This is a genomic window from Bartonella sp. HY406 (assembly GCF_025449315.1).
Taxonomy (GTDB): Bacteria; Pseudomonadota; Alphaproteobacteria; order Rhizobiales; family Rhizobiaceae; genus HY038.
The window spans coordinates 1,755,894-1,778,770 of sequence record NZ_CP104893.1 but is presented as its reverse complement, the minus strand read 5'-3'; the positions used below and the strand labels follow the sequence as shown (position 1 = coordinate 1,778,770).

The 22,877-nt window shown below is 38.1% G+C and carries 19 protein-coding genes, 1 tRNA gene and 1 pseudogene; 13 read left to right on the top strand and 8 right to left on the bottom strand.

Translation table 11 applies throughout. The features are described from left to right. The first annotated feature begins 147 nt into the window (after nt 1–147). Nucleotides 148–1,305, top strand: coding sequence for a ribonuclease D (gene rnd / locus N6B01_RS07505; RefSeq protein ID WP_262078145.1), 1,158 nt, complete (start codon nt 148–150; stop codon nt 1,303–1,305). A 221-nt stretch (nt 1,306–1,526) separates the two neighbouring features. Next, nucleotides 1,527–2,492 (top strand): 1-phosphofructokinase family hexose kinase, encoded by a 966-nt coding sequence (locus N6B01_RS07500; RefSeq protein ID WP_182417101.1) that lies wholly within the window; start codon nt 1,527–1,529, stop codon nt 2,490–2,492. A 134-nt stretch (nt 2,493–2,626) separates the two neighbouring features. Here the strand turns inward: N6B01_RS07500 and N6B01_RS07495 are convergent, their stop codons facing one another. Both N6B01_RS07495 and N6B01_RS07490 read right to left on the bottom strand, forming a co-directional pair. Further along, nucleotides 2,627–3,505, bottom strand: a complete 879-nt coding sequence (locus N6B01_RS07495) for an ankyrin repeat domain-containing protein (protein ID WP_262078144.1) — start codon at nt 3,503–3,505, stop codon at nt 2,627–2,629. A gap of 53 nt (nt 3,506–3,558) precedes the next feature. Further along, complete coding sequence (locus N6B01_RS07490; protein WP_262078143.1) at nt 3,559–4,437, bottom strand: LysR family transcriptional regulator; 879 nt, start codon at nt 4,435–4,437, stop codon at nt 3,559–3,561. A gap of 90 nt (nt 4,438–4,527) precedes the next feature. On the opposite strand from N6B01_RS07490, the gene N6B01_RS07485 reads away from it, so the two are divergent. Both N6B01_RS07485 and N6B01_RS07480 read left to right on the top strand, forming a co-directional pair. Continuing rightward, nucleotides 4,528–4,932 carry a CidA/LrgA family protein gene (locus tag N6B01_RS07485; protein WP_262078142.1) on the top strand — a complete coding sequence of 135 codons (405 nt, stop codon included), beginning with the start codon at nt 4,528–4,530 and terminating at the stop codon, nt 4,930–4,932. Then, entirely contained in the window at nt 4,919–5,635 is a 717-nt protein-coding gene (locus tag N6B01_RS07480) for an LrgB family protein (protein WP_262078141.1), read from the top strand. The genes N6B01_RS07485 and N6B01_RS07480 overlap by 14 nt, the downstream gene beginning before the upstream one ends. A gap of 18 nt (nt 5,636–5,653) precedes the next feature. Here the strand turns inward: N6B01_RS07480 and N6B01_RS07475 are convergent. From N6B01_RS07475 to rplM, 3 genes and pseudogenes are all read right to left on the bottom strand, one after another. Further along, a pseudogene (locus tag N6B01_RS07475) lies at nt 5,654–7,570 on the bottom strand (P-loop NTPase fold protein); the annotation flags it as partial. 174 nt (nt 7,571–7,744) lie between these two features. After that, nucleotides 7,745–8,236 carry a 30S ribosomal protein S9 gene (gene rpsI / locus N6B01_RS07470; protein WP_182417095.1) on the bottom strand — a complete coding sequence of 164 codons (492 nt, stop codon included), beginning with the start codon at nt 8,234–8,236 and terminating at the stop codon, nt 7,745–7,747. Nucleotides 8,237–8,238: 2 nt separating this feature from the next. Further along, a complete protein-coding gene (gene rplM, locus N6B01_RS07465; RefSeq protein ID WP_182417094.1) occupies nt 8,239–8,703 on the bottom strand; it encodes a 50S ribosomal protein L13 in 465 nt (154 codons plus the stop codon). 345 nt (nt 8,704–9,048) lie between these two features. Here rplM and N6B01_RS07460 point away from each other — a divergent pair, with 345 nt between their 5' ends. The 5 genes from N6B01_RS07460 (at nt 9,049) to N6B01_RS07440 (ending at nt 15,374) form a co-directional block, all read left to right on the top strand. Beyond that, nucleotides 9,049–9,474 (top strand): CoA-binding protein, encoded by a 426-nt coding sequence (locus tag N6B01_RS07460; RefSeq protein WP_262078140.1) that lies wholly within the window; start codon nt 9,049–9,051, stop codon nt 9,472–9,474. Between the two features lie 62 nt (nt 9,475–9,536). After that, entirely contained in the window at nt 9,537–10,820 is a 1,284-nt protein-coding gene (locus N6B01_RS07455; protein ID WP_262078139.1) for an O-acetylhomoserine aminocarboxypropyltransferase, read from the top strand. Between the two features lie 570 nt (nt 10,821–11,390). Next, nucleotides 11,391–12,500, top strand: a complete 1,110-nt coding sequence (locus N6B01_RS07450; RefSeq protein WP_262078138.1) for a branched-chain amino acid aminotransferase — start codon at nt 11,391–11,393, stop codon at nt 12,498–12,500. A 322-nt stretch (nt 12,501–12,822) separates the two neighbouring features. Further along, nucleotides 12,823–13,455 carry an invasion associated locus B family protein gene (locus N6B01_RS07445; protein ID WP_262078137.1) on the top strand — a complete coding sequence of 211 codons (633 nt, stop codon included), beginning with the start codon at nt 12,823–12,825 and terminating at the stop codon, nt 13,453–13,455. Nucleotides 13,456–13,706: 251 nt separating this feature from the next. Then, nucleotides 13,707–15,374, top strand: coding sequence for an ATP-binding cassette domain-containing protein (locus N6B01_RS07440; RefSeq protein WP_262078136.1), 1,668 nt, complete (start codon nt 13,707–13,709; stop codon nt 15,372–15,374). A 41-nt stretch (nt 15,375–15,415) separates the two neighbouring features. Here the strand turns inward: N6B01_RS07440 and N6B01_RS07435 are convergent, their stop codons facing one another. Together N6B01_RS07435 and N6B01_RS07430 are read right to left on the bottom strand one after the other, a co-directional pair. After that, nucleotides 15,416–17,791, bottom strand: a complete 2,376-nt coding sequence (locus N6B01_RS07435; protein ID WP_262078135.1) for a leucine-rich repeat domain-containing protein — start codon at nt 17,789–17,791, stop codon at nt 15,416–15,418. 296 nt (nt 17,792–18,087) lie between these two features. Further along, nucleotides 18,088–18,177, bottom strand: a tRNA-Ser gene (locus tag N6B01_RS07430). A 391-nt stretch (nt 18,178–18,568) separates the two neighbouring features. Here N6B01_RS07430 and N6B01_RS07425 point away from each other — a divergent pair. The 4 genes from N6B01_RS07425 to N6B01_RS07410 all read left to right on the top strand — a co-directional run bounded on the left by N6B01_RS07425 (nt 18,569) and on the right by N6B01_RS07410 (nt 22,157). Next, nucleotides 18,569–19,660 carry a zinc ribbon domain-containing protein gene (locus N6B01_RS07425; RefSeq protein WP_262078134.1) on the top strand — a complete coding sequence of 364 codons (1,092 nt, stop codon included), beginning with the start codon at nt 18,569–18,571 and terminating at the stop codon, nt 19,658–19,660. Nucleotides 19,661–19,839: 179 nt separating this feature from the next. Beyond that, nucleotides 19,840–20,241: a hypothetical protein gene (locus N6B01_RS07420; RefSeq protein WP_262078133.1), complete on the top strand. Its 402-nt coding sequence runs from the start codon at nt 19,840–19,842 to the stop codon at nt 20,239–20,241. A 450-nt stretch (nt 20,242–20,691) separates the two neighbouring features. Further along, nucleotides 20,692–21,330 (top strand): TetR/AcrR family transcriptional regulator, encoded by a 639-nt coding sequence (locus N6B01_RS07415; RefSeq protein WP_262078132.1) that lies wholly within the window; start codon nt 20,692–20,694, stop codon nt 21,328–21,330. 2 nt (nt 21,331–21,332) lie between these two features. Further along, nucleotides 21,333–22,157 carry a CPBP family intramembrane glutamic endopeptidase gene (locus N6B01_RS07410; RefSeq protein ID WP_262078131.1) on the top strand — a complete coding sequence of 275 codons (825 nt, stop codon included), beginning with the start codon at nt 21,333–21,335 and terminating at the stop codon, nt 22,155–22,157. A gap of 198 nt (nt 22,158–22,355) precedes the next feature. Here N6B01_RS07410 and N6B01_RS07405 read toward each other — a convergent pair whose 3' ends face one another. After that, nucleotides 22,356–22,868 (bottom strand): peptidoglycan-binding domain-containing protein, encoded by a 513-nt coding sequence (locus N6B01_RS07405; protein WP_262078130.1) that lies wholly within the window; start codon nt 22,866–22,868, stop codon nt 22,356–22,358. Between the last annotated feature and the right edge of the window lie 9 nt (nt 22,869–22,877).

Genomic DNA, 22,877 nt, shown 5'->3' with positions numbered 1-22,877 from the left:
TTTCTGCTAAAAATTCAAAAAATATGTAAAACTATTGGGCAAAAGCACATTTTACCCTTGATTTGTCAAGCCTAACAGATTGATTGATGCAAAATTTAGCGCAATGGTGCAAGACAGATTCAAAGAAAAGAGATATAGGGGGCAATTATGCACTCAATTACAACAACAAAAGACCTTGAAGCCGCCATTGCCGTCTTGAGCAAGTCCGACTTTGTGACCGTTGATACAGAATTTTTGCGCGAATCGACTTTCTGGCCGCAATTATGTTTAATCCAATTGGCTTCACCCGATTTAGAGGTGCTGATTGATCCATTAGCGACTGGAATTGATCTATCCGCATTTTTTGAATTGATGGGCAATGAAAAAGTCTTGAAAGTTTTTCATGCGGCAAGGCAAGATGTTGAAATCGTCTATCATCTTGGCAACCTAATCCCCATGCCGATATTTGATACACAAATCGCGGCGATGGTTTTAGGTTTTGGCGACTCGATTTCTTATGATCATCTTGTGCAAAAAACTACCGGCAAACAGCTTGATAAGTCGTCACGCTTTACCGATTGGAGTCGCCGACCATTAAGTGAAAGCCAGCTCACATACGCTTTAGCAGATGTTACCCATTTACGTGATGTCTATTTAGATCTTGTTCGCCAGTTGAAAAAGAGTGGGCGCACAAATTGGCTTGATGAAGAAATGCAAATCTTAACCAGTCCAAAAACCTATGAATATTTGCCGGAAAACGCTTGGGCGAGGGTCAAGGGGCGGTTTAAAAAACCTCGTGAAGTTGCAGTTCTACAAAAAATTGCGGCTTGGCGTGAACGGGAGGCGCAAAAACGTGATTTGCCGCGTGGGCGTATTGTTAAAGACGATGCATTAGTTGAAATAGCGATACAGCAACCGCAAACTATGGATGCCTTATCACGGTTGCGTGCTTTACCTAAAGGTTTTGAGCGTTCGCATTTTGCCAATGATTTATTAGCTGCAATTAAAGAGGCTATGGCCTTGCCTAAAGAACAATTACCCATTGTAAAGCCGCCTAAAAATCTGCCTGAAGGTGCCAATAGTGCTATTGATATTTTAAAGCTATTATTAAAAATTATCAGTGAAGAAAATAATGTTGCTGCAAAAATTATCGCAAGCAGTGATGATATTGAAAAAATAGTGGTTGATGGCATTGCTGCGAAAATAGGAGCTATGCATGGTTGGCGCTATGAAATGTTTGGTAAAAAAGCTTTGCAAATGCTTGAAGGTTCCCTTGCTATTAGTTTTGAAAATAACCGGATTAAACTTATCGAAACGGTAAAATAATTTGCAATAAAACCGCCATAGAAATCTGATAAATTGGCTTAGCTTATTTATTAGCATTGCTAGGCGGTATTTTTACTTTGTTATTAGTTTTTAAAAATCCAAAAGCTTCGTTTTATTAGCAAAAAAATGTAATTATTAAAATCTTTTATTGCTTTTTAAATCGATTTAAATAACATTGATTTTGCGAAAGCATTATTTTGGTGAGATCAGGGGTTGTAATTATGGCGAATGTTTTAACGGTTACCTTTAATCCAACGGTTGATGCAGCTAGTGAAGTGGATCGCGTACAGCCAACCCATAAAGTACGCACGCGCGATGAAAGTTTTCACCCTGGTGGCGGTGGTATTAATGTGGCACGTGTTATTCATCGTCTTGGTGGTTCAGTAAAGGCGCTTTACGCTCGTGGTGGCGTTATGGGTAGCGTTTTGGATCAGCTATTGGCAAAACGTGGTGTAGATGCTCATATAATACAAATTGCTAGTAATACCCGTATCAATAATGTGATTTACGAAACATCAACTGGTATGGAATATCGCTTTATTGCCGAAGGGCCTATTTTTACCGAGGATGACTGGAAAGCCGTAGTTGACTCAGTAAAATCTGCGTCTTGGCACTGGCTTGTTGTTAGTGGTTCACTGCCGCGCGGCGTGCCGATGGATGTTTATGATGAAATGATAGCGATTGCTCGTCAACGTGGCGGTGAGATTGTGATCGATACATCTGGGCCAGCATTGCGCCATGTGCTTGATCTTGGTGGGCTCACGCTTATTAAGCCAAGTCAGGGCGAATTTGAAAACGCCATGGGACGGGAATTTAGAACAGTTGCTGATTTGGCTGAAGCTGCGCATAAGCTGGTATGCCAAAAAAAGAGCCAGATTATTGCTGTTACTCTTGGGCATCAAGGCGCAGTTTTGGCGATGAATGATAAAACACTTTATTTGCCATCACCCCCGGTTAAAGTTATCAGTGCATCAGGGGCAGGTGATAGTTTTATTGGTGGCATGGTGCATGCACTAGCTCATGGTCAATCAATCGAGGATGCTTTCCGTCTAGGGGTTGCTTGCGGTAGCGCTGCGGTGATGGAAAAGGGTACAGGTTTATGTCAACTTCAAAATATCGAGGAACTATTCCAATATCTTACTCCGAGCGATGGTGCATTTGCGGTTTTACCTATTGATCCAGAATAATAAAATATAGTTATGGCTCAATATCAGTTCTTGAAGTGATGCTTTCATCTAGGGGCTAACCATATTTTTTATTTTTAATGTCTTTGTTTGCAAAGGCATAGAATTTTGGGAAATTTATTAAAGATTTGATGTCTTCATTCATTTAAAGCTTTAATTTCAGCCCATGGAATTTCGCCGCCAAATAGCCTTGTAGTAAATTGATCATCTTGATATTCGGGATAGCGCTTTAATATTCTCATCGCTAAGTTAAGATTTCTGATGCTGCGCTCATCACCGCGCTGAGTATATCCTGAAAGATGAATGATAACACTAATAATATCGTCTAATTTTCCATTATCCAGGTATCCTTGATTTAAAATTGCTGATAACTCATTATATCCTGAAGGATCCATGGCTAAACAATCAACTAAATTAATTCCTATTTCATTGCGTGTCCAAATATCTGCTCCAGCCTTTATAAGAATAGCAACGCCTTCAAAATTTTGTGCAATAGCAACATCTAAAACCAGTGGTGTATCATTACTGTTTATTTGTATATAATTAGGATCGCCACCAGTTTTAATATAAATTCTTATAAGTTCATTGATGAATACTAAATCTTCAGCCTCATCATCGCCACCACCCGGCATTCCTAAGTAATTCATAAAAGTCATCGGATGACGCTTTGATGGTCTATCGACCATAGTTACGTCCGTGCCATTACCAATCAATGTATCAATTGCTTGTATATTGCGTTGCGACAAGGCATGGAAAAGCAAAGTTATTTCTTGTCCATAACGTTGATTTATCGCTCCCTGCGGAAGTTTTGCTAAATCGCTTTCGCCGATATCTTGATGTCTTTCAATTTTTTGTGCCAAATGATAGACATCACGATCATAATCACGAAACAAACGATCAGATTGTGGGGTTGGCATTAAGGTCATATGATTACAAGTTTGATACCCTACAATAAGCAATAAAATGATTGCAGCAGTCGAAAAGATTATTTTCAATATTGAATGCTTATTTTTCATTTTATAAATCTCTACAATATTGGACCTTCATTGATATTTATCTGCAATTTTGTTCAATTATTGTGGAATTTTTTCGATAGTTGAAGCCAAGCTTTTGCTGCCTCTGATAGATGTGCATTTTCTCGCCAAAGAATAACCATATGCCATGCGATCGGGTGGTCTTCAATTTCAATACGTTGCACGCCGGGATAAGGGCGGGATTCTGCAATCATTTTAGGTAAAAATCCAACCCCCATATCCGCGGCAACTAAACCAAAGATAAAGTCTATCTGGCTTGATTTGGCTGATATTTTAGGTACAATTCCAACTTCGGTGCAGGCATCTAAAACAATTGGTGTTAAAGCAAATTGGCTTTCAAATAAAATAAAGGGATGAATGGCAAGTTCTGCCAATGATGCTTTTTTTCGTCCTGCCGCAGCACTATCCGACATCAAGGCGACTAAGGGTTCGTTGCGTACTTCTTGGTAGTTAAAACCTTTGGTAGTTGGTACCAAGGTTGCCGCAAGTTCTATATCACCGTGACGCACCATTTCTTCAAGTTTTTTGCCGCCATGTTCCACAATTTCAATATCAATATTTGGATATTGCGTTGTGTATTGTGCTAAAACAGGGGCAAATAGTACCGAACTTCCAATAGGTGGTAGGCCAATACGCAGCAAGCCGCGCTTCATGCCTTTTATATCCGCAACCTCACGTAAAATAGCGTCTTCTTCTGCTAAAATTCGCAATGCATGTTGGTGGACGCGCTTGCCAATTGCAGTAAGGCGAACGCCGTTTTTTCCGCGTTCAAGCAAGGTAACATCATAAAATGTTTCAAGCTGACTAATGGCCTTGCTGATGGTTGATTGGGTCGCATTCATGGCAAGGGCTGCGGCCGAAAAGCTGTTTAAACGTACTACTTCAACCAAGGCTTTTAACGAGCGTGTATGCATGATATTCCATTTTAGAATAGTTTTGATGAAATCAATTCACTTTAAGAATAGATAATAATGATCTATATAAAAGGTCAAGGAGTTTTTGCCATGAGCCGTCGTTTATTCATTCAGTCACGCTTTTTTATGCATCGCAGTTTAATTGCACAAATGATGCTTATTGGTGCTTTTTGGCTTTTGGGTGAGGTGATTGCTCGCTATGCGCATTTACCTTTGCCTGGCGGCATTATTGGTCTTGGTCTTGTTTTATTAGCATTGGGTTTTGGTTGGCTTAGTCTTTCAAGTATGAAGCGTGGTGCCAATTGGTTATTGGCTGAAATGCTATTGTTTTTTATTCCGGCAGTATTGGCCTTGCTTGACCACAAAGAGTTTCTTGGTTTTCTTGGTTTAAAAATTCTATTAGTTATTCTTGCAGGCACCTTAGTGGTGATGAGTGTTACAGCTTTGACGATAGATCTTTGTTACCGTTGGACTTTACGTCATGAGCAGCGTTAATTTTTTCTACAATCCACTTGTGCAAACTGTTTTTTGGTCTTTGCTTACTGTTGGGCTTTATTATGCTGCAAAAGCATTTTATCGCCGCTTCACCTTTTGGTGGCTAACACCGCTTGCCGTAACACCTTTACTGGTCATGGTTTTTGTTGTGATGCTAAAGGGCGATTATGCGCATTATATCAGCTCCACCCATTGGTTAATGGCAATTTTAGGGCCCGTTACCGTTGCTTTTGCAATTCCCATTTGGCAGCAACGTGAGGTTATCCGTAAAAATTGGGTGATTTTAGCCATTGGTGTTTTGGCGGGTTCCACAACTGCCATGCTGACCGCCTATGGTTTGGCAACTATGTTGCAGTTAGATGAATCTATGCGGCTTAGTCTCTTGCCACGTTCGATGAGTACGCCTTTTGCCATGACAGTTTCAAGTGATATTGGCGGCATACCCGATTTAACAGCAATTTTCGTTGTTCTAACCGGTGTTTTTGGTGCAGCCCTTGGCGAGTTGGTTATGAAAGTTTTGCCTTTGCGCAGCAAAATTGCGCGCGGCGCACTATTTGGTATGGGCGCGCATGGCGCGGGGGTGGCACGCGCCCACCAAATAGGCGTTGAAGAAGGATCAATCGCCGGCCTTGTGATGGTATTGGTGGGCATAGTTAATGTAATGCTTGCGCCAGTTCTTGGCTATTTGCTGCATTTACTTTAAAAACAATCAATTTTTAATCTATCTCAAAATTAAATTTTTAAAATACCCATCTAAAAGAAGTTTTCTATGGGTTTTAAATGGCTCGGACAGCATTGCTACTTGTTTTTGACATTCATCTTCTAGTTGTTTTAACCAGCTTTGTTCTTCTTGTTTCAAGTTGGCTTCGTTTTGGTAGCGGTTTATTAGTGCTCTAATAGCCAAAGGGGGCGTGTCATGTATTTCGCCCGCTATATTAATTAGTCTGGCAAAGTCTTTTACATCAACATAATTCATTAGCGGAAATGAAATATACTGTTCCTCACTCATATTTTTGAAATCATCTTTTGATATAAAATCGATAAGTCTTCGGCTGTTTCTTAAGGTTTTTATAGCTCTTTTTGTAGTGTTAGCTTTAATTTTAGCCACTAGACTCTGAGCGCCTTCTAAATAATATCCATATCCACTATATCCATCAAACCTCAAGTCGTTTAATTCATCAAAGCTAGCAGGTATATTTTGAGCGTTTAGCGAAGTTAAATATTTAGTAAAATATTCCTCCAAACTTTCTCCATTAGGCAGAGGGTTGTAATTCATTTCGATCAACAGGTTGATGTGACTTGCAACTTGTAAGATATCTCCCATTCTTGTGAATTTAAAATTCCTTAATGCCTCCATTACAGGTTGAAGGTTTTTTTCAAGTTTATTTGGGTCATTAAATTGCCACCTAAATAATCTTATCCATAGAATAGATATATTTTCATCGTTTTGTTTGGGCTTACGTAACAGGTAGTCTTGCTTAAATGATTGAAACAATGATTTCTCAGGAGGTAATATACCTCTTTCGATAAATAAACCAATTTTGCTATATTCAATTGCAGTTTGGTGCCATTGAATATTGCTATAACGCTTTTCTAAAATGTCATAATCATTAGGATGTTTTTGCGCTTTACCTTTTGCTGTAAATTCCTCGACAAGTAGTTTTCGATCAAAATCGGTTTTAAGAAAATCAGAAAGAATGTCCTCTGTGGTTGATCTCATTTGAATTACTATTCCTGATGGCTGTAAAATTATGCCAGCACGATATTCCAAGGTAATTACAATGATCTTTAACAAAAGATCGCTTAATTGGGCGGAATAAATTTCGTTTTCTTGTTTATTTTCAATTTCAATATTGCTCAAAAAGCTATGCAAACGCTCGAAGGTAAAGAATGCTGCTTTTAAGCTTCGTAAGTTATTGGTATGAGATTGTTTGAAAATATCAGTTATGGTATTTTTATTGGCTGATATAAGTTCTTTTACCGCCTTGCTATCTAGTTTTTCAATAAATATATCTAAAGCGCATTTAATATCTGGCTTTATTTCCAAAGTTTGACCGATGAGCTTTTCTTTAACTTGCTCATAGGTTGAAAAGCCGGGATCTTGTTTGTTATTTGATAGATCGTTGCCAAAAGGTTCTTTGAGCTTGTCTTCATCGGCAACTAAAACAACCTTTAGTCTATCATGTTCAATAAAATTATTTATGTAGCCAAAAAGGTTGGATAAGGGCAGGCGGCAGCGCTCAATATCATCAAAAATAAAAGCGGCGTTTTTGACTTTCGGCAATAATTCTTTTAACTCTTGCGCAATTTTTTTTGTTTTAATTTCAACGCCGTAAATTTGCAGAGAAGCAACAATGCTACCCAGAAAACTTTTTCCTAATTTTACGGCTGTATTGTTAAGCCAAGTGTGAGCTGCCGTAAATATACGTTTTTCAATTTCCTCGATTGTATCTATGCCGTTAAGGCTAACGTAGATCCAATTAAACTCCTTGTTCTCTTTAAGTTTTTCATGTGGGGAAAGTGCGTCATATTGCTTTTTCAAATTTAAAATAAAATGGGTTTTGCCGCTGCCCCATTTGCCAGTTAGTAATACGGCAAATTGCGCGAAGTTTTCATTGTTGAGATAATCTTTAATATAGGCTGCAACTTCTGCGTTATGGGCTTGGTTTTCCGTTGATAACTCTTTGCGCTTTAATGCTTAGTTTGATTGGTTATCATCTATAATGGATAATTTTACTTAATTTGCAATGGAAAAAAGCCAATAAAAAACCCCGCATAAAGCGGGGTTTTCCGAAAAATATAAAGCGAAATATTAACGCTTTGAGAACTGGAAAGAACGACGGGCTTTAGCTTTACCGTATTTCTTACGTTCAACAACACGGCTATCACGGGTAAGGAAGCCACCCTTTTTAAGAATAGCGCGCAATGCTGGTTCATAATAAGTAAGCGCCTTGGAAATACCATGACGAACTGCACCAGCTTGGCCTGAAAGACCGCCACCAGCAACGGTTGCAATGATGTCAAATTCACCATCACGGTTTGTTGCAACGATTGGCTGACGAAGAACCATCTGAAGAACAGGGCGGGCAAAATACTTATCAAATTCTTTGCCGTTTACGATGATCTTACCTGAACCTGGCTTTACCCAAACGCGGGCAACAGCGTCTTTACGCTTGCCGGTTGCATAGGCACGGCCAAGGCTGTCAAGCTTTTGTACGTGAACTGGTGCGCTTTCAACTGCAGCGGCAACAACATTGCCTGCTACTGCACCAAGGTCAGATAGGGAATTGATTTGCTCGGCCATGATTAAGCAATCCTTTTATTCTTACGGTTTAGCGCTGCAACATCGAGCGCTTCCGGCTGCTGAGCTTCATGGGGATGATTTGTGCCTGCATAAACGCGCAGGTTTTTCATTTGGCGGCGGCCTAGTGGGCCACGTGGAACCATACGCTCAACGGCTTTTTCTACGACGCGTTCAGGGAAACGGCCTTCAAGAATTTGGCGAGCTGTACGTTGTTTAATGCCACCAATATAGCCAGTATGCCAATAGTAAACTTTGTCAGTAAATTTCTTACCGGTCAAAACTACCTTGTCAGCATTAATGATAATGACATTGTCACCATCGTCAACGTGAGGGGTAAAGGTTGGTTTATGTTTACCGCGCAAACGATTGGCAACAAGTGAGGCAAGACGACCAAGGACTAGACCTTCAGCGTCAATAATAACCCACTTTTTTACCACTTCGGCTGGCTTTTGTGAAAAGGTTGCCATAGAAGTTTTCCTTAAAATAGATCCATACACAAATATGATAATAAATCATAATGAGGTAGGCTTTTTTTGTTGCTTATATTGCAGCATCACATGCTACAAAAGGTGAGGGATGTGATATCCCAATCCAGTCCTTGTCAATAAAGCGTGAAAGCTTAAAAAGCAAGCAAAATTATTTTGCAATAAAATTAATTAGTATAATTAAATCAATTGGTTGTTTGTATGGTACTATATTACCGTATTAATTTTGGTTTGATTTTGCTTATTTGGGGCTAAAGTCATGGTCTATTTTGCGTGTAATAGCTGAAAAAAGCGGTATAGTTTTATAAGAATCAAGGAGGATTTCTTATGGCCGATTTACTTTTAGATGATGATGAGATTTTATCAGCTCTTAACCGTGTAAAAACCATTGCATTGCTTGGTGCGTCCCCTAATCCGGCGCGACCAAGTTTTGTGGTAATGGAATTTTTATTAAGCCGTGGGTACAAGGTCATTCCGGTAAATCCGGGGCAGGCTGGCAAAGAAATTTTGGGGCAAAAAGTTTATGCCCGTTTGGCAGATATTGATGAACCAATCGATATGATTGATATTTTCCGCAATGTTGATGCTGTTCCTGCAATTTTGGATGAAGTATTGGCTTTGCCCCATAAACCATTTCTTTTTTGGATGCAGCTTGGCATTGCCGATATTATTTCAGCTAAACGCGCGATTGAAGCGGGTATTAATGTAGTGATGGATCGTTGCCCCCATATTGAGTTAGAGAAATTTTCTTAAAATATAATGATACTGATTGACGACTATTGTTTTGTTGTTTGTAAATTAAAAGGGAATATATAATGAGTGACAATGCAAAGCATTTCGACACCTTAGCAATACATGCAGGCGCTGCACCTGACCCGACAACTGGTGCGCGTGCAACGCCAATTTATCAAACAACTGCTTATGTTTTTGAAGATGCCGATCAGGCGGCAAATCGATTTGCTTTGGCAGAGGCTGGCAATATTTATACGCGCATAACCAATCCTACCCAAGCAGTGCTTGAAGAACGAATGGCCGCATTGGAGGGCGGTGTTGCAGCCCTTGCGACCGCAACCGGCCATGCAGCAGAATTTTTAACCTTCCATACTTTGATGGAGGCAGGTGATAATTTTATTGCCGCCCGTCAACTCTATGGCGGTTCGATCAATCAATTTGGCCAAGCATTTAAATCTTTTGATTGGCAGGTGCGGTGGGCAGATGGTACAGACCCAGCGAGTTTTGCGGCGCAAATCGACGGGCGTACCAAAGCAATATTTATTGAAAGTTTTGCCAATCCCGGTGGCATTATTATTGATATTGCAGAAATTGCCAAGGTGGCTAAGGCTCATAATATTCCACTTATTGTCGATAATACAATGGCAAGCCCCTATCTTGTGCGGCCAATTGAACATGGCGCTAATATTGTTATCCATTCGCTGACTAAGTTTATTGGTGGTCATGGCAATTCTATGGGCGGTGTTATTATTGATGGCGGTAATTTTGATTGGCATAAATCAGGTAAATTTAATAAATTGACAGAGCCGCGCCCCGATTATGCTGGTCTTGTCATTGCTGATGCTTTTGGAAAGGCTGCTTTTGCATTGGCGGCGCGTGTGCTTGGCATGCGTGATTTTGGCCCAACCATATCGCCATTTAATGCTTTTATGCTGCTAACAGGGGTTGAAACTCTTTCACTGCGTATGCAAAGACATTGCGATAATGCTTTAGCGGTGGCTGAATATTTGCAAAATCACCCACAAGTTTCATGGGTTTCTTATGCTGGTTTAAAGAATAGCCCCTATTATGCTTTACAGCAGCGTATCGCGCCGCTTGGAGCTGGTTCGGTTTTTACCTTCGGCATTAAAGGCGGCTATGAGGCAGGTGTGAAATTTGTTGCAGGGTTAAAGCTGTTTTCCCACCTTGCTAATATTGGTGACACGCGCTCACTGGTGATTCATCCCGCCTCAACCACGCATCGTCAATTAAATGATGAACAAAAACATGCCGCTGGTGCAGGGCCTGAAGTTATCCGTCTGTCGATTGGTATTGAGAGTATTGACGATATTATCGGTGATTTAAACCAGTCTTTTGCGCAAATTTAGCTTTAGTTTCGCACTCGATATAAGCTGCATAATACAGACAATCAAAGGTTGATCACGGGTTAAGATGGGAGGAAGCATAATAAAAAGACAACTCCACTTAGGCAATAAAGAGGGAAAATCTAAGTGGAGTTGTCATGAAACATACTGAGCACGGGGAAGATCAGTATGTTTAGCCCAGTTACCGGGCATAGATACTTTTTATGCGGGGGACTTAAAAAGTATCAAAGGATAATCGCTTAGGAGCTATCCAAGATTTCATGTTTAGAATTAGTGCACCAAATCTTAAAAAAAAGGGGGGTAGTCTTTTTTTAAGCATTTTTTGTTTAGTTATCGTTGAAAACATCAACCAAACGATTTGCAATCTTTCATTTCATTCGTCTTGTTGCAGGTAAAATGCTTGAGACAGAATAAAGTTCCAACTTTTTTTATAAAATATTCAATTTTTTTTGAAATTGGTCTGAAATGCTGACCTATTTACAAAATTATATTGAAAAATCAGAAATATCGCGGCATAAAGTTTAATGATCATTGTATCAATTAATTTACGTCATCTTGATAAGGTATTTAAAAATGGCTACGGCGTCTTCGGATCTTACATTTCAGATTCTTCCCAATGAAAATCCAGTTGGAGTTTCTGAACGTGAAGAAGTTTTAAAGAATCCAGGTTTTGGCAAAGTGTTCTCAGATCACATGGCTGTGGTGGAATGGAGCAATGAAAAGGGTTGGCATAATGCACGAATTTGCGCGCGTAAGCCCTTTGAAATGGATCCTGCAGGTGCCGTATTACATTATGCCCAAGAAATTTTTGAAGGCATGAAGGCTTATCGCAATACTGATGGTAATAATGCCAAGGTTACATTATTCCGGCCAGATCAAAATGCACAGCGTATGGAAAAATCTGCCATTCGGATGGGGATGCCTGCTTTACCTGAAAATATTTTTCTTGAAGCTGTTGAGCAGCTTGTCAAAATTGACAAGGATTGGATACCAACAGAAGAAGATGGCAGCCTTTATTTACGCCCCTTCATGTTTGCAAATGAGAGTTTCCTTGGCGTACGTCCCGCACATAGTTTTATTTTTTGCGTTATTGCGTCGCCTGTTGGTGCCTATTTTAAAGGTGAGGGTAAGCCAGTTAGCGTTTGGGTAGAAGAAACATTGACCCGCGCTTCGCGTGGCGGTACTGGCGCGGTAAAATGTGGTGGAAATTACGCCGCTAGTCTTGCAGCGCAAGCAAAAGCTTATGACAAAGGCTGCGACCAAGTAGTGTTTTTAGATGCGGCTGAACATCGCTGGGTTGAAGAACTTGGCGGCATGAATATCTTTTTTGTTCATGAAGGTAATGTATTGGTGACGCCACCACTTACTGGTACTATTTTGCCAGGAATTACCCGTGCATCGCTCATCCAGCTTGCCCATGATAATGGATTTAAGGTTGAAGAGCGTCTTTATTCTTTTGATGAATGGAAGAATGATGTGGCAAGTGGCAAGTTAAAAGAGGTTTTTGCTTGCGGCACAGCGGCGGTCATTACGGCGATTGGCACAATTCGTTATGAAGGTGGTGAATTTGTTGTCAATAATAATGAGACGGGCGAGGTTACCCGTGCCTTGCGCAATCAATTGGTGCATATTCAGCGCGGCGAAAAGGCAGATCCGCATAATTGGGTTAAAATTGTAGCTTAATTGGTGCGAGAGTTTAATTTAAAAACACGGTTTTAGTTTTTAGATGCGCACTCTATTAATTCTCAGTGATCGTTCTATTGGCTATTGCTGAGAATTTTATGATTTTCTGTTTTCTTTTCAATTATTTATTGAAGTAAGCGCAGCATATAATATTGTTGTTGATATATGCCTTGCTTGAATATAATTTAAAAAAAACGTCTTTAATTTGTTGTATTGCCTTGGATGATTGGGCCGGTCATGTTATTGCCCTAATTCGATTGCAGGAATTTCTCGATATGGTTTCGACCATAAAATATCAAATGTTGAAAGGATATATTTTATTATGCCGATAGCAAAAACCCTTACCACTTTGTCGTTGTTTGCCAGCGCTGCTGCCTTGCTTGCCGCTTTCGTGGTTCCCGCATCGGCACAAAGTGCGATGGATGGCTGGAACAAGGTTTGCAGCGAACAGCAAAATGCTGAAAAAAAGAAAGTTAGTGTTTGCAACACTATGAATAATATTGTGTCTGAAACAGGCCAATATTTAACAATGATCAATCTTATTGAAGTTAAGGAAGGTGGCAAGAGCCAAAAACGCATTGGTATTCAGGTGCCAACCGGTCGTCTTATTCCTGCCGGAATTACCGTCAAAGTTGATGGTAATGCTGAAAAGACCATTCCTTACATGATTTGTAATGGCCCAACATGTATCGCTAATGATAGTTTGAGCGATGAACTTGTTGCCCAGCTAAAAAAAGGTACCAAGCTTGTTGTGACGTCAGTTAACTTTCAAGGAGCACCAAATCCTTTAGAAGTATCTTTAGCTGGCTTTGCTAAGGTCTTCGACGGTCCTGGTATGCGTGAACAAGACTTCCAAGCTGAACAAGAAAAATTGCAAAAGGCAATTCAAGACAAGCAGCAAGAGCAAGATGATAAGATGCGTGAAGCACAAGAAAAGGCTAAAAACGCTCAATAATATTATGGTGTAATCTTTGCTTGGAATTACCAATCATTGATTGCCTTATATGTTAAATAAAAGGAAGGCATGGTATTTTGTCTTCCTTTTTTTATGGTCTTTTGTTCTTTTTACACGCTAAGTCACTATTGCAAAATTCTTGCTATGCGATATGGTAAGAATCCCTTAAATTTATGGTCTTGGAGTATACCGCATAGCGGTGAGCCATGGGATTAATCCCAAATAAATGTAGAAGGAAGCGATGTTTGAAAATGAATAAAAATCTAATTCGCTTATTGTTAAAATCCTTTGGTTCTAAAGGCCTTCATTACTTAACAATAATTTTTGTAATTTCGATTTTTGTCGCATTGCTTTCATCTTATGCGCCTATATTGCTTGCGGACATTATAAAAAATTTGAAAACATTCACTGTTAACAGCCATTCTTCAATAATTTTCGTCCAAATTATTGCTTTTGTTGGAATTATTGGGCTTGCTCGCTTAATGAGCCCATTGATTACGTATCTTAATGCAAAGATTAGAGCTGAAACCTATGGCTTTGTTACCGATACCTATTTAAATTATTTTAAAAAATATAGTGATGACGTAACTTTATATAAAACACCGGCACGAGTGGCGAGCCATATAAACCAAGTGAATAATGAAATATATATTATTTATAATCACCTTACCTCACAAATATTGATTCCGTTTTGCCAGTTTGTATTTTCCACTGCTATCCTTTTGTTTTTACAGCAATATTTATTTTTAATCGCCATTTATATTTATCTTGCTTTATATATGTTTATTCAAATTTATTTTTCTCGGCTCTTTGTGAAATATAAGCTTGAATTGATGGAATCTGGCCGCTCGGTTTATGATTTGCTAGAGGATTTTTTAAATAATATTAATGTAGCGGTGAGGTTTAACACGCTTAAAATTCTATCTGATGCTTTTAAATCTAAGCTTGTCGATGATCTTAAAGTTCAAAAGCCCTATTTTAAGTGTTACATAGGTTTAAGTTTTATCAATTATCTTTTGGGTTTTTTAATTGGTAATATTGTTTTATTTTACAGCTACAGCGAAGTGGTTTTTGGGCCACAAGGCATTGAGTATTTCGTTATGATGAATGGTTATCTCATGATGCTGATAATGCCAATTGAACAAATTGGCGGTGTTTATACTGCGCTTAGACAATCATTTTCAACCGTGCTGCACTTCATCAAAGAAGTTGATTTTAATGGTGAAGAGCCTCAAAAAGGCAGGATGCTGAAGACCATTGACAATATCCGTTTTATTGATTTTTCTTATGCCTATAAAGATTCTGATAATTTAATTTTTAAAAATATGTCCCTTGATATTGCGACAGGGGATAAAATTGCACTTCTTGGTAAAAGTGGCCTTGGTAAATCTACTTTTGCAAAAATTTTATATGACCTTGATGTTGCAAAGCCGCAAACATTATTTTTGTCTAATGTAGATGCATTGGATTTAGCCGCCATTAATTTGCGTGATAATATCTGTGTCATTACCCAGCATAGTTATATTTTAAATGCTAGCAGTTATTTTAATTTGCAACTTGCCAATGCCAATGCAACTATTTTAGAAATGGAAAATGCAGTAAAAGCGGTTGGGCTTTATGATGAACTTTGCGCCCTACCAGATGGTATGGATACACTGCTTGGCCACCATGGCAATTTATTATCTGGCGGCCAAAAACAACGTTTGGCTATTGCGCGGTTATTTTTGAGTAATCCTGATGTCATTATATTAGATGAAGTGACTTCAGGCTTGGATATTTCAACTGAAAAATTAGTTTACGACCAAATATATAAAGCCTTTGCTGATAAAATCATTATTAGTATTAGCCATAGGGTGCAATTACTAGATTATAGCAGCAAAATATATCAGCTGATAGATGGTCAGTTTATTTCGCAATAATTTGGTTGTATATGAAAGTTGTCGTGCTATCTGGTTGGTGTTTAATCTGCCTTTGTGGATGGTGTGGGTGGATAGGTTTTATTTAAATAAACTTTTATAGCCTCTTTACCTTGTAAAATTACCTCTTTGCCATTTTCGGTCATAACCAAGGTTTCAATTTCATTATATTGACGAAGAAGGCTTAGATCTACATCCTCCGCTCGCCCAATTTTTATGGTTTTTAAAGACGGCAAAGATTGGAAAAAGTTTTTATAATCATTGATTTTAGCACCGGTTATATCAATTTCACTAACGTGACTATAAGGAGTAGGCGGTGAGGGATTATCTACTATTGCTTGTTTAAGGTTAAGGGTTTTCAGCCTTTTCAAAAGTGGTAGAAATGCTAGGTCTTTGATATGGCTTTGCGTAAGATCAAGATGCTCTAATTTTTTTAATCGACTAATTTCATGGATATCACCAAGATCAAGGTTGCGAAGGGTGAGGGTTACGCTATCAAGTGCGATTGGTTTACCATTTATAATAGGGCCGGGTGCGCCTTTGCTCACCAGAAAATCTACAAGCTCACTGCCTTCATAATATTCCCCCTCTATATTTATGGGCATGTGGATATAATAGCTTAATTCTTCATTTTTTTGGTTTGGTATTTTGCCAATATAAAGACGGCTTAGATTGGGCGGAGCGACAAACTTGCTAAAATCAATATTTTCAATGCCACGCACATCAAGAAAATCAAGCTGCTTTAAAGTTGAAATTATGCTTAAATCTTGAACTTTAGTACCAATTAAGCTCAATTTATAAAGAGATGGATGATGAGCAAGCGATGAGATATCTGTCACATCGCTATGGTTTAGATTGAGAATTCTAAGCTTTGATATTGCACTGAGTGGGGTAAAATCATAGCTTATTTTAGCTTTGCGCAAATTGAGCTCTATTAGGCTTGTCGCACCTTGAAGAGGCGCAAGATTTTGTAATTCCAACTCTTCAAGATCAATTCTCTCTAATGCAGTAAGATTTTCTAATCCTTCAAGGGATTTAACTTTTGTGCGCGATATATCGATCCAACTTGCATAAGCAGGATAACCAACTTGTGGTGCATCATCATAAAAAAGCGCCTTTTGAAAAGCGGTGCGTAAAGCTTGATTTTGCCTAAGCGGGGTTAAGTCGCTAATATTGGTTTCACTTAAAAATATACCACGTAACTTGGGGAGTGCAGCAAAAGGACTTATATCCGCAATGTCAGTTTTAGAAAGGTCAAGCAGGCGTAAATCTTTTAACTGAGACAAGGCTTCAATATGGGCAAATTGAAGCCTTGGTAAAATGATTTTATCGATGGAATCAAATTGGGTAAGGGGTGTTAGATCAGTTTTACCTTTTGCGTTTTGTGCTGAAATATTAACACATGAAATATCTTCCATAATCACGCCATCATAACCCATCAATCCTTCATGAAAGTTAGGTTCGTCACGACCACATTTTTCAATGTTTTGACGCGAAGCCCAATAGGGCAAGCCGGCAAAGGTAACTTTTCGATCACCGCGCTTTTGCTTGAGATAACTGTAAAGCCCTTCACCAATATAGACGCTTTCTTCGCTATTTTGCGGCTCAAGAAGATTAAGCGTAATTTTGCCTTTTTTGTCGTCAAGCGGTGCTTTGCCAAAAGCAATACGTGGATTGCCAGTGGATTGTTTTGAATCTAATAAGTAAAATGTTGAGTAATCGATATTATTAGCGCCACGTAAATCTGCCTCTTCCAATCTCGGTAATGCAGCAAATCCGCTCATATTACGAACTGGGGTAGAGGTTAAATAAAGATAGGTAAGTTTTTCAAGGCCTGCCAATGGTGTTGTATCTTCAACCAATGTTCGTCTTAATTCAAGAAAATTTAATTTATTTTTATTGCGAAGTGCGCTTATATCTTTAACTTTGCTGTCATTTAAATTAACATAAGAAAGATCATCATGCCCTGCTAATACTGAAATATCAATGATATTGGTTTTTCTAAAATCGACACTTTTTAAGCGATGGATAGATTTTAAAGCAGAGATATCGCCAACTCTGCTTAATCGTAGGTCAAGGTGTTTAAGGTTTTTAAAATGGTCAATGCCATCAAGGCTCGCAATGTCGACATCAACAATGGTAAGTCTTTCTACGAAATCTATTTGTGGAACTGATAGCAAATTTTCCATCGTTCCATTTGCAAATCTTAAGTCAAAAATGTTTTGTTGTTGCTTAAGGGCGGCAATTGACTCTGGTGTCCGTAAATAGCGCTCACATACATCGCGTGATTTTGCTTGTTTGGTTTCTTGCTCCGTTTTACAAGTAATAATCAAGTCTTTTCCGTCTAAGCCATCATTGCTAGCATAAACACTGGTTGGCGCAAGTAATATACCAAAAAGTAAAAGAATTTTTTTGATCATAATTCCCACCCAAAATTTTAATAAATCATATTTTTTGCAAAAAAAATGGCTTTATTAAGATGTTAATCAATATTAAATGATCAATATGCTGTAAATTATTTTATTAAATATGTGCTGGAAGATTTAAATAAAAAATATATTTATGATCAATTTATTATAATTATAATCTTTAATATAAGTTTTGATATAGCTTTATTAAGTAATTATGTTTTTAAATTTGGAAGTTTTTAGAGCAATTTTGGCATCAAAAAATCACATCTTTATCGACAAATCAATGTTTTTTGGTAAAGTTACAATGGCGGTGAGAGAGGGATTCGAACCCTCGATACGGTTCCCCGTATACACACTTTCCAGGCGTGCGCCTTCAGCCGCTCGGCCACCTCACCATTGTGGCGGCAATATAGCGAAAAATTAATATTTCACAAGCCCTAAAAGTTAAAATAATTGTCGAATTTCATCCCTCGTTGTCTGTAACACTATCTTAAGTAAGGTTTTTAAACTGATTTTGATTGAAAAAAGACACGAAAATAAATAGTTACGAGATTTTGTTGAGGTAGATAGGATTTAAAAATAATTGATTTAATAACAAAATTTTATTTCAACTATAAAGTTTGGGGCTGTCCTAGATAACAGAAGTTATGTAGGACAGCCCCTAAAGTTTTCTTTTTTGAAAATACCTTTCAATTAAAAAATAATCGATGAAAATATAATTATTGCTTGCAACTTCGAATAAAAATGAACATTGTTCATTGGTGGTCGGATCCACGGAGTAATATAATGAAAAAATCTCAACGATGGACTGAAAAATGTTTTAAGTTATTCCTTTGGGGGCTCACTTTCATTTTTGCATGGTTTTTGTTGCAACTTGGTAGTAATATTATTGCGGATTTGCCTAAAGTTGAGGCAAAACTTACCGTTGGTGATTTTATTGATGATGCTGCAATTGCGCATATCGAAACCAAACGTTTAGAGCCTCTCCAAGAAATGCAAAAACAGCAAGAGATTTTGCACGCGCTTCGCGAAAAAGTCGAGCTAAGTACTAATTTGTACAACTCCAGCAAAACCGAATTTGATAATTGGTTAGCAACTCGTCGTAGTATCCAATCCAATTCACAAGATGACAATTTGATTGCGCGTACGCATGATTTGAATGCCTTACAACAAGCAAAGCAAAAAGCCGAGCATGATTATGAAGTTCAACAGATACAATATCAGTTAGCGCAAGCAGAGTTTTATGCAATTGGTAAGGATATCGATAAAGATATTGCCAATATTCGTGCCGCTGCTGAAATTCAGTTGCAAAAGGCCGTGGCTTGGCAAGAGTTAAAAGTATTTGTCTATCGTTTAATTTTAACCTTGCCTTTGTTGGTTGTCGCTGGTTGGGCTTTTGTTAAAAAGCGTAAAACTATCTATTGGCCATTTGCTTGGGGTTTTATTATTTTTGCAATTTTCACGTTTTTTGTAGAATTGGTGCCATATCTTCCAAGTTATGGTGGTTATGTAAGGATAATAACTGGTATTATAACATCTGTTGTGATTGGCATTTACTTAATTCGTGCGTTTCAGGGCTATTTGTACAGGATGAAGGAACTTGAAGCCGAGCCGGAATTGCAGCGCCGCAAGAATATAGAATATGACAAAGCTTTAACTTTTTTACAAAAAGAACGCTGCCCAAGTTGCGAGCGCAATATACCGCTTAAGGATGGAAAAACCGATTTTTGTCCCCATTGCGGTTTGCATATTTTTAGTCATTGCAATAATTGCCATAGTCGTAAAAGTAATTGTTCACCCTTTTGCTTTTCCTGCGGTGCGTCATCTGGTGTAACGGATGCGGATGGTTTTAAGTGCATAGGTGTCGCAGAGATGTAATTTTATTTATTAATAGAATTACATGAATTTAAACCATAATTATGATTTTTCATTGTGGTTTATCATTTTTTATTAAATAATTATCTCGATTTTTATTTGTAATTATATATTGATTATGTATAATTACTTTGTTGGAGTGGGTTGGTTTGATTGTTTTATAAAAATTAGGGGTAGTATTCATGTATCAAAATCCTGATATGATTAGGGTCGCAGCTGGTTTTGGTACTTTGGATACTTATGCATTGAAAACTTATCTTAATAGCTATGGTATTGAGGTGATGTTAGATAATAGTTATTTTTCTGCAGCATCCCCGCATTATGTTTTTGCCACTGAAGGTATAAATATGTGGGTTTTTACAAGTGATTGGCCAGCTGTAAAAGAATTGATTGCCACATATCGACTTGAGCAGGAGCAGGGCGCATCTCATTCTAGCATATTGGGCAAAGTGGTCTTAACAGTTTTATGGGTGGTTTTGATGGTTTTGTGTTCAACGCCGCCACCAGCTAGGGGGGTATATTTTACCCACCCTAAAATGGTTGCAAGACTATTGAATCATGAAAATGATGAGCGTAAAGCCTAAATTACCCAGTTACGTTAGCGGCTACATTTTTGTTTGGATTTGCTTGTGGATCCATCATTGCAGAGAAATTTGCCATCGCTTGTGCATTGCTTTACACCGCCTTTTTTGCCGCTACAAGGTGTGTTTGCACTATAAGCTGGTAGGCTTGCAAAAGAAAAAATAGCAAGTACCAAAAGAGCAAAAATGTTTTTCAAAATATTAGTCATAGTTTAACCCCCATTAAATTTAACTTCATTCATTAAAGCTGTATTTGAAAACTAATCAATAGCAAGCTGCAATAGCTTGCGTTTATCCCATAAAATTTGTGCTTTTAGACTGGTTGCTGGGCAACTTATTCAATTTCAAACAAAATACGCTTGCAATCTTTTTAAAAATCTATAAATGACTAATGGTCATTATTAGCTATTTTGACGTGTTTATCTATGGCGATTTAACCAGTTGAGAGATTTCATGCGTGTAAAAAAAGGCGATGAGCTGAAAAGAGCAATTATAATAGCGGCAACCCAACTCTTTAGCCAGCGCAGCGTAAAAGACGTTTCAATTGACGAAATTGTAAGAAATGCAGGAATAGCTAAGGGTACGTTTTATTTATATTTTACATCAAAAAAAGAGTTGCTTTGCTATCTCGCAGAAGATTGGGTTAGTCAAATGGTTGGCAAAGTAAATGAAATTGCATCAAAAACTGACGAGCGTGCTTTTCAGCTCTTTATTGCTGCTTTTTCATCTTTGAAAGAAATTGAGAATAATCATCCTTATCTCCATGCAGCATTAGATACGCCCAATAATGCTGATCTGCACGAGCAGATCAATGTTGCTTGGGTTAAGCAGATAGGTAAAGCACTCGCCCCTCTGGTTGAGCGAGGGGTAAGAGAAGGAGATTTTAATGTTGATGATGCCTTATCAACTCTTCAATTCATTTTAGCAGGTCAAGCCTACTTACTTGGCAATAAGCAGTTTTCATGGAGCGAGATAGAATATCAAGCCCATTTTGTTTCTGTCTTGAAATTGGCAGAACGAGCATTGGGAGTAAAAACAAACCAATTGCTTGAAGCCTTTTTAGGTAACCATTTATACCAAAAGAGAGATTAATAATGTCCAATGAAAAAAATATTTTGAGGTTATTTTCTCACCCTTGGCGTTTTTATAGCATAGTCACAATCGGATGTTTTGCTCTTTGGTTTATGGCAGCTTGGTTAAGCCATTTACCACAAAATTCATATTGGCCTTTAATTACTATTTTACAGCTTTTGGGCTTAATTTTTCCATTTTGTGTATCTTGTTTGATGGTGCGCAAAAACACGTTGTTAAAGTCAGATTTTTATTCACGTTTAACACTGCTTTCAACGCCGCAATTAAAGGCATGTTTTATCGCGATTGTCATTATGTTTGGTAGTATATTGGGTGCAACTGTAATATCTTTATTTTTAGGCTACAGTTCAAGCCAGTTTTTAATATCAAAACATGCATCTTTTAGCGCTGGTATTTTATCAGGTTGGGCGGCATTGTTGCTTGCGCCAATTATTGAGGAGTTAAGCTGGCATAGTTATGGCACCGATTGTCTGCGGCGCAGTTTTTGCATGTTTTGGACTTCGATTATCTTTGCAGTCTATTGGGTGTTTTGGCATATGCCACTTGGCTTTATTGTTAATTATTATCAAGCCAATCTTGTAGAGGAGGGGTGGCAATATAGTTTAAATTTTGCAGTTAGCTTGTTGCCTTTTGTTCTTATTATGAACTGGTTATATTACCGCGCTGGTCGCAGCATTATTGTTGCAATTATTTTTCACCTTGCTGCAAGTATCGCGAACGAATTATTCCAAACTAATCCTGATACAAAAATCATTCAAACAGGCCTTTTGATACTGTTAACGGCTTGGCTATTATATCGCTATCCAAAAGAATTCTTTCAAAAATAAAAGGCATATTTGGAAAATGGCATTAGTATTTTGATAACTCAGATTTAGCTCTTAAAACTGTTTTGAAAGAAGATTGAGTGATAATTACAAAATAAAAATCAATTCAAATGCATCACAAAACTGCTTAATTTTTTAGAAAAAGGCTAGCTTATATCTGACAATCTTTTTTAGGAGCTTGGTTGGATAATCAAATAAGAGCTAATAAAGGCCATTGGTGTCATTTTCCAAAAGTCCAATCTCTCGCATTTTGTTTATTAATTCGGGGGTGATAATACCGGTTTCTTTCAATGAAAACATTTTTTGAAAGGCCAAAATTGCCTTTTTGGTATTATCATCGCTGATGCCATTCACAACAAGATGAGTATTGCCAAAACTGCGTAGTGCTGTTTGTATTCGCATCATTTGGGCTTTTTCTTTTGATAAGATTGCTGTTGGTTTATTATCTTTTAATGGCGTTGGCTTTATTTGCGGCACGGCTAGTGCCATAGGAGCTTGGTTAGAAGGTGTGTTTTCGGTAGCTTGAGTTAGAGGCGCTTGTGGACGAGGCTTTGGTATCGCTGGGGTACGATTATCCAATGTGTTCGGATGAAGATTGTTTTGATCTTTTAATAAAGCTTCAATAGTAAGCTGGTTTGATGTTGAATTATCATGCTTTTCATGGCTTTCAGAAAAGAAAAAACTGCGTGTTACCATATTTTGATTGTAAAACATGTGATAAGC

Coding starts and splice junctions, on each gene's coding strand:
- N6B01_RS07495 (WP_262078144.1), bottom strand. CDS start 3,505: ATGAAAAATAAGCATTCAATATTGAAAATAATCTTTTCGACTGCTGCA.
- N6B01_RS07460 (WP_262078140.1), top strand. CDS start 9,049: ATGGCCGATTTACTTTTAGATGATGATGAGATTTTATCAGCTCTTAAC.
- rnd (WP_262078145.1), top strand. CDS start 148: ATGCACTCAATTACAACAACAAAAGACCTTGAAGCCGCCATTGCCGTC.
- N6B01_RS07405 (WP_262078130.1), bottom strand. CDS start 22,868: ATGTTTTACAATCAAAATATGGTAACACGCAGTTTTTTCTTTTCTGAA.
- N6B01_RS07480 (WP_262078141.1), top strand. CDS start 4,919: ATGAGCAGCGTTAATTTTTTCTACAATCCACTTGTGCAAACTGTTTTT.
- N6B01_RS07420 (WP_262078133.1), top strand. CDS start 19,840: ATGTATCAAAATCCTGATATGATTAGGGTCGCAGCTGGTTTTGGTACT.
- rpsI (WP_182417095.1), bottom strand. CDS start 8,236: ATGGCCGAGCAAATCAATTCCCTATCTGACCTTGGTGCAGTAGCAGGC.
- N6B01_RS07435 (WP_262078135.1), bottom strand. CDS start 17,791: ATGATCAAAAAAATTCTTTTACTTTTTGGTATATTACTTGCGCCAACC.
- N6B01_RS07490 (WP_262078143.1), bottom strand. CDS start 4,437: ATGCATACACGCTCGTTAAAAGCCTTGGTTGAAGTAGTACGTTTAAAC.
- N6B01_RS07450 (WP_262078138.1), top strand. CDS start 11,391: ATGGCTACGGCGTCTTCGGATCTTACATTTCAGATTCTTCCCAATGAA.
- N6B01_RS07410 (WP_262078131.1), top strand. CDS start 21,333: ATGTCCAATGAAAAAAATATTTTGAGGTTATTTTCTCACCCTTGGCGT.
- N6B01_RS07500 (WP_182417101.1), top strand. CDS start 1,527: ATGGCGAATGTTTTAACGGTTACCTTTAATCCAACGGTTGATGCAGCT.
- N6B01_RS07485 (WP_262078142.1), top strand. CDS start 4,528: ATGAGCCGTCGTTTATTCATTCAGTCACGCTTTTTTATGCATCGCAGT.
- N6B01_RS07445 (WP_262078137.1), top strand. CDS start 12,823: ATGCCGATAGCAAAAACCCTTACCACTTTGTCGTTGTTTGCCAGCGCT.
- N6B01_RS07415 (WP_262078132.1), top strand. CDS start 20,692: ATGCGTGTAAAAAAAGGCGATGAGCTGAAAAGAGCAATTATAATAGCG.
- rplM (WP_182417094.1), bottom strand. CDS start 8,703: ATGGCAACCTTTTCACAAAAGCCAGCCGAAGTGGTAAAAAAGTGGGTT.
- N6B01_RS07440 (WP_262078136.1), top strand. CDS start 13,707: ATGAATAAAAATCTAATTCGCTTATTGTTAAAATCCTTTGGTTCTAAA.
- N6B01_RS07425 (WP_262078134.1), top strand. CDS start 18,569: ATGAAAAAATCTCAACGATGGACTGAAAAATGTTTTAAGTTATTCCTT.
- N6B01_RS07455 (WP_262078139.1), top strand. CDS start 9,537: ATGAGTGACAATGCAAAGCATTTCGACACCTTAGCAATACATGCAGGC.